The following is a 10,833-nucleotide window of genomic DNA, read 5'->3' as shown; positions in this document are numbered from 1 at the left end:
GCCGCGATGGCCGCGGCCGCCCGTGCGCGCCAGCGGCCGGCGTCCCGCATCGCGGCCAGCGCGCTCGCGACGCTCTCCGGCGACACGAACGCCGGCACGCCGAGCCGGTTCATCGCGTGCGTGACGGCCGGCGCATGCGGGCTCACGAACGCGACCACCGGCTTGTCGGTGCCGGGCAATGCATCGCGCACGGCGCCTGCCATCAGCTCCGGCATGCCGATGCTCGACGAGCCGGCGATCACGGCGACCGCGTCGTACGACGGGCTGTCGGCGAGCGTGCGGATCGCGCGGCGCAACAGGTCGGGTTGCAGGCCCGCGAGCGTCACGTCGATCGGATTGCGGTCGAGCACCGCGTGATCGCCGGTCTGCAGCGCGCGCAGCGCGGCGGCCGTGTCCGCATCGGGCTCGGGCGTGTCGAAGCCGGCCAGCCCGAGGTTGTCCGCGACGAGCGTGCCTGCGCCGCCCGTCGACGTGAGAATCGCGACGCGCGAACCGCGCAGCGTGCGCCCGGCCGCGAAGGCGTTCGGCAGGTCGAGCAGATCGCCGAACGTCTGCGCGCGAATCACGCCTGCATCGCGGAACAGCGCGTCGTACATCCGGTCCTCGCCGGCGAGCGCGCCGGTGTGCGAGACGGCCGAGCGCGCGCCGGACGCCGATCGTCCGATCTTGTAGGCGACGATCGGCTTGCCCGCATGCGCCGCGCGGCGCGCGGCCGCGCGAAACCGCGCGGGATCGCGCAGCCCTTCGAGGTACAGCGCGATCACGGACGTCGCCTCGTCATCGATGAAGTAATCGATGAAGTCGCTCACGTCGAGGTCGACTTCGTTACTGGTCGACACGAGCTTCGACAGGCCGATCCCGCGATCGGCCGCGCGCGACAGCAGCGCGCCGAGAATGCCGCCGCTTTGCGACACGACGCTCACGCCGCCGACGGCGAAGCCGTCGGTGTCCAGCGCGCCGCTCGCGGACAACGTGACGCGATCGGTGAGGTTGACGACGCCGATCGTGTTCGGCCCGAGCACCCGCATCGAGCCGGCCGCCTCCTTCAGTTGCGCCTGGCGGCGCGCGCCGGCCTCGCCGGTTTCGGCGTAGCCGCTCGCGAGCACGATCGCGGCGGCGGTCCCGCGTTTCGCGAGCGCCGCGACCGCGGCGTGCGCGCGCTCGGCGCCGAGCAGCACGATGCCGACATCAGGTGCGTGCGGCAGCGATTCGACGTCCTCGTAGCAGCGCAGGCCGGCAATCGACGGATAGCGCGGATTGACCGGGTAGATGTCTCCCCCGAAACCGTGTTTCTGCAAGTAGGCGACGGGGCGGCCGGCGGTTTTCGCGGGATCGGCCGACGCGCCGATGACGGCGACGCGGGCTGGCCGCATCAATTTTTCAATGGCGTTCATCGGAAGTTCCTGGCGGCGCTCAGCGCACGTTGTCGAGGAAGGCGCGCACGGCATTGCGGTGCTCGCGGCTCGTGTAGCAGATCGCCTGCGCCTGGCTGCCTTGCGACAGCACTTGCGGTGCCGACAGCTCGTAGCTCTGGTTCAGGATCGCCTTGCCGAGCGCGAGCGCGGTGGGCGAGCCCTGGATCAGTTCGCTCGCCCACGCGGTGGCGTCGGCGAGCAGCGTGTCGGGCGTGCTGATCCGGTCGGCGATACCCAGTTCGCGCGCCTCGCGCGCGTCGACCTGGCGGCCGCTGAAGATCAGGTCCTTGGCGGCCGCGAGCCCGACGCGCCGCGGCAGGAAATACAGGCCGCCGCCGTCCGGAATCAACCCGCGCTTGATGTAGCTCCACACGAACGTCGCCGCTTCCGACGCGATCACGAAATCGCACGACAGCGCCATGTCGGCGCCGAGCCCGGCGGCGGCGCCGTTGACGGCCGCGATCGTCGGCTTCGGCATCGTGTGCAGCAGCGAAACGGCATGATGGACGCGCTGCTGGCGCGACCAGCCGTTGAACGCGACCTCGTCGGCCGGCGCGTCCATGCGCTGCGCCATCCCGGCGATGTCGCCGCCCGCGCAGAACCCCTTGCCGCTGCCGGTGACGATGACGGCGCGCACGTCCGGCGCGCGGGCGAGCGAATCGAGCGCTTCGATGAGCTCCGCGCGCATCGCGTCGCTGACGGCGTTGCGCTTGTCGGGGCGGTTCAGGGTCAGGGTCGCGATGTTCGATTGAATCGTGACGTCGATGGTTTGCATGATCTCTTCCTGCGTGGAAAACGAAGCGGTGCGATAAACCGGCGGCGCGTGGCGCGGGGCCGATCCGGTTGCTGCAAGCGTAGCGCGCCCCCACGCGGCTGCCATCGGCACGGTTTCACTGAATGAAACTGTCAGGTGGCCGGTCGTTGTTTCATCCAGTGAAACAGCGCGGTTGCGGCTTGCCGCCAGCCGCCGATAATCGATTTCACCGCGACAGGTGAAAACCAAACACCGATTCGGCGTCGCGGCGCGATCAACAAGACTGGAGACAAGATGCAACACGCCATTGCAACGGAACCGCTCGAGCGAAGCGTCGCCGATCGGCCGGCACTCGACGCGGTATATGCGAAGGTCACGCGGCGGCTATTGCCGTTCCTGTTCGTCTGCTACGTGTTCGCGTATATCGATCGCGCCAACATCGGATTCGCCCATCTACAGTTCTCGCGGGACATCGGGCTGACCGAAGCGGCGTTCGGCTTGGGCGTCGGCCTGTTCTACGCCGGATACATGCTGTTCGAGGTGCCGAGCAACCTGTGGCTCGCGCGGGTCGGCGTGCGCAAGACGCTGATGCGGATCATGGCGTTGTGGGGGCTCGTATCGGCGGGTACCGCGTTCGTGCAGACGCCCACCCAGTTCTACATCGCGCGCGTGCTGCTCGGCGTCGCGGAGGCCGGTTTCTTCCCCGGCATCATTCTGTATTTCACGTACTGGTTCCCGTCGGCGCGCCGCGCGCGCGTCACCGCGCTGTTCATGACGGCGATCTGCGTATCGGGCATCGTCAGCGGCCCGGTGTCCGGTTTCATCCTGAACAACCTGTCGGGCGCGCTGCACCTGAAGGGCTGGCAGTGGCTCTTCGTGATCGAAGGATTGCCGTCGGTCGTGGCCGGCTTGTTCGCGTACCTGTATCTGACCGATCGTCCGGAGCAGGCGACATGGCTGAGCGACGACGAGAAGGCGCTGCTGCTGCGCGAACTCGAACACGATGCGGCGCTGAAGGCATCGCACGCGCACGGCTCGATCTGGGATGCGCTGAAGGAGCCGAAGTTCTATTTCCTGACGTTCGCGTATTTCAGCGTGCCGTGGGCGAGCATCGTCGTGCACGTGTGGGCGCCGAGCGTGATCCGCAAGAGCGGCATCACGAACTTCTGGACCATCGGCCTGCTGTCGGCGATCCCGTACGTGTTCGGCGCGGTCGCGATGTATCTGCTCGGCCGGCATTCCGACCGCAAGCTCGAACGACGCTGGCATTTCATGGGCAGCGCCGTGACGGCCGCGCTGGGCGTCGCGCTGTTACCGGCCGCCTCATCGCAGCCGGCGGCACTCATCGTACTCCTCTGCATCGCGACGGCCGGCTATCTCGGGATGCTGTCGTTGTTCTGGACGATTCCGCCCGCGTATCTGTCGAGCACCGTGGCCGCGAGCGGGATCGGCCTGATCAGCAGTCTCGGCCAGTTCGGCGGCATCGCGGCGCCGTCGGTGATCGGCTACACGTCGACGCACTTCGGCAGCAGCGCGATCGGCCTTTATACGGTCGCGGTCGTGTCGGTGCTCGGCGGGCTCGCGGTCGTGCTCGGCATTCCGGCCCGCGCGATTCGCGAACGCTGACGCCTGCGCAAGCGATTCGTCGTCGCGTCAGCTATCGAGGCGCAGCGTCGCGGCGACGATGTCGTCGCGCAATGCCAGCAGCGCCGCCGACAGGCGCGCGGCGACGGCCGACGGCGCATCGAGCGTGCGCACGCTGAAATTGAGTGCGAGCGTGCGGTGGCCCGCGATTTCGAGCGGGGTCGCGAGCGCGACGACTTCGGGCTGCCAGCTGGCGACGCAGAACCCGTGCGCGCGCACTGATGCGACGGCCTCGTCGATCTCGGCACGGATGCGCGGCCATGAGGTGCGATGCCGTTTGAGCTCGGCGAGTTGCCGCGCCTGGTCGGCGTCCGGCAGCGACGCAAGAAACGCGCGGCCGAGCGAGGTCAGCGCCATCGGCACGCGCTGGCCGCTGACGACGGTGCGAAGCGACGCGCGCGGGCTGTAGCGGATCGACTCCAGGTAGACCATGTCGTCGCGGTCAGGGCCCGCGATGCCGACGTTGATGTGCAGCGACTGGGCCGTCTCGCGCAAGCGCGGGGCGGCGGCCTGCAGCACCGTCGAGCCGCTCCTGAGCGCATGCGCGAGGCCGAGCACCGGCAGTCCGAGCCGGTAGCCGCGGTGCACGGGATCGTGTTCGAGATAACCGGCTTCGACGAGCGTGCGCGCCAGCCGCGTGACCGTGGCTTTCGGCAGACCGGTGAGTTCGACGAGGTCGCCGTTGCCGAGCAGGGTCGCGCCGGAGCCGAACGCGCGCAGCACGTCGAGCCCGCGTTCCAGCGAGCGGTTGGACACCGTCGACGACGGAGCGCGCGCGGCCGTGGCGGGCGAACGGGAAGGGTGGGAGTCACGCATGCGGCATAGAAATACAGGTTCATCAGGGCTTTGTCAAAGCACGCGCGCGGAGCCGCGCCGGCTTCCCATCGCTTGCCGAGCCGCGCGGCAAACGCCGCTTTCAAGTCAATCACAAGGAGCACGCATGAAGGACCGGACAAACTGGCGGGCAGCGCTCGCCGCCGCCGCGTGGATCGCGCTCGGCGCAGCGCCCGCGGCCGCGCATGCGGACGACATACACGTGCTGGCGACGGGCGCGTTGCACGGCGCGTTCGAACGGCTGGCGCCCGCGTTCGAGCAATCGTCCGGGCACCATCTGAAGATTGAATGGGGGCCGTCGTACGGCACGTCGCCGGAGGCCTTGCCGATGCGCGTGCGCAATGGCGAAGCCGTCGACGTCTGCTTCATGATCAAGCCCGCGCTGGAGCGGGAAGTCGACGCCGGCAGGTTCGACCGGGCGACGCTCGAAGACATCGCGGCGACCGGCATCGGCGTCGCGGTGCGCCACGGCGTCGCCGTGCCCGACGTCGGCACGGTCGACGCGTTGCGCCGCGCGCTGTTGAACGCGCGTTCGGTCGCGTTCTCCGAAGGTGCGAGCGGGACCTACATCGTCGGCGTGCTGTTCGAGAAACTCGGCATCGCCGAGCAGATGAAATCGAAGAGCGTGCTCGTTCGCGGCAAGGAGCTGGTCGGCACGGCGCTGGCGCGCGGCGACGCGGAACTCGGCCTGCAGCAGGTCAGCGAATTGAAGGTGACGCCCGGCATCGACTTCGCGGGCCCGCTGCCGCCCGACGTGCAGAAGACGAGCGTGATTGCGTCCGCCATTGCCGTGGATGCACGGGCCGCCGACGCGTCACGCGCGTTCGTGGCCTTTCTGAAGACCGCACCGGCCGCCGCGATCCTGCAACGCAGCGGCCTCGATCCACGTTGACGCGAATGCCTGCGCGGTGCGCTGCGACGATGCGATGAAAGCGACGTCGCACGCACCGCGCGGCGATCACGATGCGGACAACCTCACCGACACGCCCGTCGCCGTATAAACCGGCGTCGCCTTGAACCCGTCGACCGTGACCGTCGAGAACTTCGCCGCGCCCGCTGCGCCGTCGATCAGCGCGATCGTATCGCCGGCCTTCGGCGCATAGCCGTTCACGAACTTCACGTGCAGCGTGCCGCCCGCGACGGTCAATTGCCCGCCCACGCGCAGCCGCCCGCCGCCGTTGCCGTCGATGTCGAGTTCGAGGGTCGCGTTGTCGAGCTGCGTATAGCGCGTCGCGATCGTGACGGGCGCGCTCGCCGCAATCCTGACGCTGCCACCGGCGCCGACGTACACGTCGCCGTTGCCGAACGCCGACGCGGATGCCGCGGCGAGCGTGCCGCCGCCGACCTGCGTGCCGCCTGCATAGCTGTTGTTGCCCGCCAGCGTCAGCGTGCCGGTGCCTTGCAGCGTCAGCTTGCCGGCGCCGGCGATGTCGTTGCGCCACTGGTCGGCCGCGTTGAGCCCGCCCTGCGACGCGTCCATCGACACGATCACGTTGCCGTTGAACGCGCCATAGCCGTCGGCCGCGGCGAACAGGTTCAGGCGGCCCCAGCCTTCCGCATCGTCCATCACCGGGTAGCCGGACTGCAGCTCGGTCGTCTTCAGCACGACGCGTCGCTGGTCGGCGCTGAGGTACGGGAAGCGCGTCTGCAGCAGGATCTCCGCGCCTTTCGGCACGACGGGCGGCGCGTCGGTCGACTCGATCGCGCCGAAGCCGTACGTCAGGCGGCGCGCGAAGGCCGTCTTGTTCGCCGTGTAATCGGCGAACCGGTCGTCGGCCGTCGTACCGGAGTGCGCGAAGGCGGCGAACGTCGTGCCGGTCGTCCCCGTGAGCTGCTGCAGCGCCTGATGGGCCTGGCTGTACGCGGCCTGCGCATCGCTCGCATACGTGCTCAGGTTCGCCGCGCTGACAGCCAGCGCGAGCATGCGGCCGCCGATCACGTCGAGCGGCGAGTGCATGCCGGCGAGAATCCGGTTCTCGCCCAGTTCGAGGCCGCGGCTCACCATCTCCTGGAATCGCTCCGGCACGAGCCACGCCATCGTCATCGCGTCGCGCATCGCTTCGGCCTGGTGGCCGCTGATGAAACCGCCGTCGGTCGCGGGCGTCGTGCTTTCGGCCGGGACGAGCGTCGGCGCGACGACGACGCTCGAACTCCAGCGATACGGCCGCGCATACTTGTAGAAGCGCTTCGACGGTTCGGTCGACGCGTTGTTGCCCATTTCGTTGAGCAGGTCGACGACCTTGCCGAAGCTCGCGTTCGCGCTGCTGCCGACACCGACATTGTTGCCGGCGTCGTTGTACAGCACCGTCGTCGCGTCGGCGGGCACGCTGGTGATGCTGGTGGTCTGCTGCGCGGCCGTGCGCCACGCGCTGGTGAGCGGGCCCATGCCGTCGGTCACGCTGTAGCCCTTGCCGCGCCGGTCGTCGAAGTAGGCGGCGTCGGCCTGCTGCTGCGTGCGCGCGGTCGTTGCGTTGATCACATACTGGACATTGGCCGCCAGCACCGTGTCGTTCAGGATCGTGCCGCACGGCGTGCCGCTGCCGGGCAGGCCCGAGCAGGTCGACGGCGAGATCGCCGGAAACGCGCCGTTGGCCGACGCGCTCACGCCCGCATCGACCAGCATCGTCGACGGCTGCCACAGGTCGAGGAAGCGGCTCACCACGCGCACGGCCGCGTTGGTCGACAGCGTGGCATAGCGCGCGTCGCCGCGCTGGTTGGTCGCGATGTTGTCGACGAAGGCCGGCACGCTCGGCACGGGGGCGCTGTCGACGAAGCCGGGGTCCGCCGGCGGCGCGGGAACGGCCGCGATGGTCGGGTTCGTCGACGCGACGTCGTCACCGCCGCCGCAGGCGACCAGGACGAACGCACTCGACAGCGCTGCGACGTGCAGCGGGAAACGGCTCCGTGATGCCAACATGCAAGACTCCATCCTGAGGGTCGAAGATGGCGGATTGTCGTGGGCGATCGTGACGTGCCGGTTAAGGATTTGTTGCGGGTCGCGGTCGACGCGCGCGAATTCTCACTATTTGGTGAATTCGTGATGCTGAACATGGCGGACGGATCGATCCGGTCGTCGGCGAAGGCCGATAGTGGACCGCGACGCGCAAGCCGCGCATGCGTGCGGCCGCGCGTGCACTGCCGAAACAGGCGACCGGAACCGCGGCGCTCACGCCGGTTGGGCGAGCGGTTCCACGTCGGCGACGCACACGCGGTTTCTGCCCTGGCGCTTGGCCGCATAGAGGGCGAGGTCGGCCTGATGCGTCAGCGCATGCATGGACGGCGGCCGCGCGCGATGGCCGGTCGCGCAGCCGATGCTGACCGTGAAGGCCGGAATCGTCGCGTCGAACCCGTCGAGCTGGTTGCGCTCCACGGCGTGGCGAATCGCTTCGGCGACCTGCTGGGCACCGCGCTCGTCCGTATCGGGCAACACCGCGACGAATTCCTCGCCGCCGTAACGCGCGGCGAGATCGCCGCGCCGTCGCGTATGCGCGCGGATGCATTCGGCGAGAAAGCGCAGTGCGGTGTCGCCTTGCGCATGGCCGTACCGGTCGTTGTACTGCTTGAAGTGATCGGCGTCGATGAACAGCACCGACAGGCTGCCGTCGCTGCCGCGCTGCAGCCGTTCCCATTCGTCGGCGAGCGCGGCATCGAGCGCGCGACGGTTGTGCAGGCCCGTCAGCGGATCGGTGCGCGTGAGGTCCGTGAGCAGCGTCTGCTTGCGCAGGTTGTCGCGCAGCGCGAAGGCGAGCAGCCACACCACAGCGCAGAACAGCGCGCCGATGACGGACGCCGACACGCCGACCGTCCACGCCAGATGCGAGATGCCGGCCAGCACGTCGTGCTCGGCCGGCGCGACCACGGCGATCAGCGGCGTGCCGGGTACCCGCTGGTACGTGTAGAGCCGCAACGTCCCGTCGATGCTCGAGCGCGCGGCATAGAAGCCCGAGTCGCGGCTCACCATCCGCTCGAACGACTTCGACCGGCGCAGGCGCACCATCTGGTGATCGCTGAGCGGCGGATTGCGCGCGAGGATGGTGCCGTCCGCACGCAGGATCGCGCTGACGCCGTGCGGTCCGACGTTCAACCGCGACAGCAGCTGATCGAAGTAGGCGATATCGACGGCGACCACCGCGATCCCGTTGAACGAGTGATCGGGCCGTTCGATGCGCCGCGACAGTGCGATCGATTCGGTGCCGCCGCGCGAACGTGCGCGGTACGCCTCGGACACGTAGAGGCCGACGTTGTCCGAATCGCGATGGACCTTGAAGTAGTCGCGATCGCTGAAGTCCCAGTTGTGGGTCGGGCCGCAACAACCGTCGATCAGCCGCCCGTAGCGGTCCGTCACGCCCATGCCGGTCACGTATTGCGCGGCCGTGCGCTCGAACAGCACGTCGTGACGCAAGCCGGCCTTCAGGCGCACGATGGCGGGGTTGCCGAGATCGGCGGCGAGCGACACGAGCGCGTTGTTGGACGTTTCGACGGTGCGCGCGATCTCGCTGACGAGGACGGCCGCGACATTGCGCGACGTCTCGTGCGCATGTTCGACGACTTCGCTGCGCGCGGCCCACAGCGTCACCGCGCTGATGCCGAGCGCCGCGACCGACATCAGCGTGCCCAGCACACCGACGATCAGGTGGTGGCGACCGGCCCAGTCGGCAATTTTCTCGATCGAAGGGGATGCAGGCATGGCTCGCGCTCGTACGGGAAGCGGGCTGCGACGGCAGCGGCGCTAGTCAAATCCGGGTTAACGGCAGGTGTGCCCGGAAATCGAGGCCGGCATGCGAGGCGATGACTGCGCGGAGCCCGCAAACGTGTGCGAGCGGGGCGCGCCATCAGCGGCGCGCCGCGCAACGACTGCGTGACGACTGCGTAACTGCCGCGGATGACGGCGGCGGCGCGGCTTCAGTCGAGCCCGCCCTGGCACAGGTACTTGATCGACAGGTAATCGTCGAGGCCGTAGCGCGAGCCTTCGCGGCCGTAGCCCGATTCCTTCACGCCGCCGAACGGCGCGGCCTCGCTCGCGAGCGCGCCTTCGTTGATGCCGACGAGGCCCGTTTCGAGCCGTGCCGACACGCGCGCGATGCGGCGCAGGTCCTGCGTATAGAAATACGCGGCGAGCCCGAACGGCGTGTCGTTCGCGGCGTCGACGGCTTCGTCTTCCGTGTCGAACTTGAACAGCGCGGCGATCGGCCCGAAGGTTTCCTCGCAGGTCAGCTGCATGTCGGCGGTGGCGTCGCCGAGCACCGTCGGCGCGTAATAGTTCGGCCCGAGTTCGGGCAGGCGCTTGCCGCCCGTGAGCACGCGCGCGCCGCGCTCGATCGCGTCGCCGACGTGGCGCGCGATCTTGTCGACCGCGCGCGCGTTGATCATCGGGCCGATCTGCGCGGCCGGGTCGGTCGCCGGCGCGACCTTCAGCGCGGCGACACGGGCGGTGAGTTTGGCGGCGAACGCATCGTAGACGCCGGCCTGCACGTACACGCGGTTCGGCGACACGCAGGTCTGGCCGCCGTTGCGGAACTTGGCGGCCATCAGCCCGTCGACCGCCGCGTCGAGCTCGGCATCGTCGAACACGATGAACGGCGCATTGCCGCCGAGCTCCAGCGACAGCTTCTTCAGCGTCGCCGCCGATTCGCGTGCGAGCAGCTTGCCGACGGGCGTCGACCCGGTGAACGTGATCTTGCGCACGCGGCCGTCGGCGAGCCAGTCGGCCACCGCGTCGATGCCGCGTTCACGCGACGCGGCGATCATGTTCAGCACGCCGGGCGGCACGCCGGCTTCCTGCGCGAGGAAGGCGAGCGCGAGCGCGGTGAGCGGTGTGTCTTCCGCCGGCTTCGCGACGACCGTGCAGCCGGCCGCGAGCGCGGGCGCGATCTTGCGCGCGATCATCGCGAGCGGGAAATTCCACGGCGTGATCGCGGCGACGATGCCGATCGGCTCCTTGACCGCACTCAGCCGCTTGCCGCGCTGCTGCTGCGGAATCAGGTCGCCGTAGGTGCGCGTCGCTTCCTCGGCGAACCACTGCACGTACGACGCGCCGTACGCGACTTCGCCGCGCGCTTCGGCGAGCGGCTTGCCCTGTTCGCGCGACATCAGCTTCGCGAGATCGTCGGTATGCGCGACGATCGCCGCGTGCCATGCGCGCAGGATCGCGGCGCGGTCGCGAGCGGGCGTCGCGCGCCAGGCGGG

8 protein-coding genes are annotated in these 10,833 nt (G+C 69.3%); 2 read left to right on the top strand and 6 right to left on the bottom strand.

Annotation, left to right across the window (positions count from 1 at the left end; all coding sequences use genetic code 11):
* Together F3J14_RS30710 and F3J14_RS30705 are read right to left on the bottom strand one after the other, a co-directional pair.
* Nucleotides 1-1,394: CoA-binding protein (locus F3J14_RS30710; protein ID WP_166726126.1), on the bottom strand; the 1,394-nt coding region annotated here is incomplete at its 3' end.
* A gap of 19 nt (nucleotides 1,395-1,413) precedes the next feature.
* Complete coding sequence (locus tag F3J14_RS30705; RefSeq protein WP_166726125.1) at nucleotides 1,414-2,190, bottom strand: enoyl-CoA hydratase/isomerase family protein; 777 nt, start codon at nucleotides 2,188-2,190, stop codon at nucleotides 1,414-1,416.
* 273 nt (nucleotides 2,191-2,463) lie between these two features.
* Here F3J14_RS30705 and F3J14_RS30700 point away from each other — a divergent pair, with 273 nt between their 5' ends.
* A complete protein-coding gene (locus F3J14_RS30700; protein WP_166726124.1) occupies nucleotides 2,464-3,795 on the top strand; it encodes an MFS transporter in 1,332 nt (443 codons plus the stop codon).
* Between the two features lie 27 nt (nucleotides 3,796-3,822).
* On the opposite strand, the gene F3J14_RS30695 is transcribed toward F3J14_RS30700, so the two are convergent.
* The gene (locus F3J14_RS30695; RefSeq protein WP_166726123.1) at nucleotides 3,823-4,629 is read right to left on the bottom strand and encodes a helix-turn-helix domain-containing protein; all 807 of its coding nucleotides are present in this window, start codon (nucleotides 4,627-4,629) and stop codon (nucleotides 3,823-3,825) included.
* A 124-nt stretch (nucleotides 4,630-4,753) separates the two neighbouring features.
* Between F3J14_RS30695 and F3J14_RS30690 the strand changes: the two genes are divergently transcribed.
* The gene (locus tag F3J14_RS30690) at nucleotides 4,754-5,539 is read left to right on the top strand and encodes a substrate-binding domain-containing protein (RefSeq protein ID WP_166726122.1); all 786 of its coding nucleotides are present in this window, start codon (nucleotides 4,754-4,756) and stop codon (nucleotides 5,537-5,539) included.
* A gap of 66 nt (nucleotides 5,540-5,605) precedes the next feature.
* Here F3J14_RS30690 and F3J14_RS30685 read toward each other — a convergent pair whose 3' ends face one another.
* From F3J14_RS30685 to F3J14_RS30675, 3 genes are all read right to left on the bottom strand, one after another.
* Nucleotides 5,606-7,564, bottom strand: coding sequence for a phosphatase PAP2 family protein (locus F3J14_RS30685; RefSeq protein ID WP_166726121.1), 1,959 nt, complete (start codon nucleotides 7,562-7,564; stop codon nucleotides 5,606-5,608).
* A gap of 249 nt (nucleotides 7,565-7,813) precedes the next feature.
* Entirely contained in the window at nucleotides 7,814-9,334 is a 1,521-nt protein-coding gene (locus tag F3J14_RS30680; RefSeq protein WP_166726120.1) for a GGDEF domain-containing protein, read from the bottom strand.
* Nucleotides 9,335-9,549: 215 nt separating this feature from the next.
* Nucleotides 9,550-10,833: NAD-dependent succinate-semialdehyde dehydrogenase (locus F3J14_RS30675; RefSeq protein WP_166726119.1), on the bottom strand; the 1,284-nt coding region annotated here is incomplete at its 5' end.

The organism is Burkholderia sp. Tr-862 (genome assembly GCF_011753085.1).
Taxonomy (GTDB): Bacteria; Pseudomonadota; Gammaproteobacteria; order Burkholderiales; family Burkholderiaceae; genus Burkholderia; species Burkholderia ambifaria.
This window is presented reverse-complemented; position numbering and strand designations above follow the sequence as displayed.

Bases quoted from the DNA above. Each gene is read 5' to 3' on its own strand.
- F3J14_RS30685 (WP_166726121.1), bottom strand. From the start codon at position 7,564: ATGTTGGCATCACGGAGCCGTTTCCCGCTGCACGTCGCAGCGCTGTCG.
- F3J14_RS30700 (WP_166726124.1), top strand. From the start codon at position 2,464: ATGCAACACGCCATTGCAACGGAACCGCTCGAGCGAAGCGTCGCCGAT.
- F3J14_RS30690 (WP_166726122.1), top strand. From the start codon at position 4,754: ATGAAGGACCGGACAAACTGGCGGGCAGCGCTCGCCGCCGCCGCGTGG.
- F3J14_RS30680 (WP_166726120.1), bottom strand. From the start codon at position 9,334: ATGCCTGCATCCCCTTCGATCGAGAAAATTGCCGACTGGGCCGGTCGC.
- F3J14_RS30695 (WP_166726123.1), bottom strand. From the start codon at position 4,629: ATGCGTGACTCCCACCCTTCCCGTTCGCCCGCCACGGCCGCGCGCGCT.
- F3J14_RS30705 (WP_166726125.1), bottom strand. From the start codon at position 2,190: ATGCAAACCATCGACGTCACGATTCAATCGAACATCGCGACCCTGACC.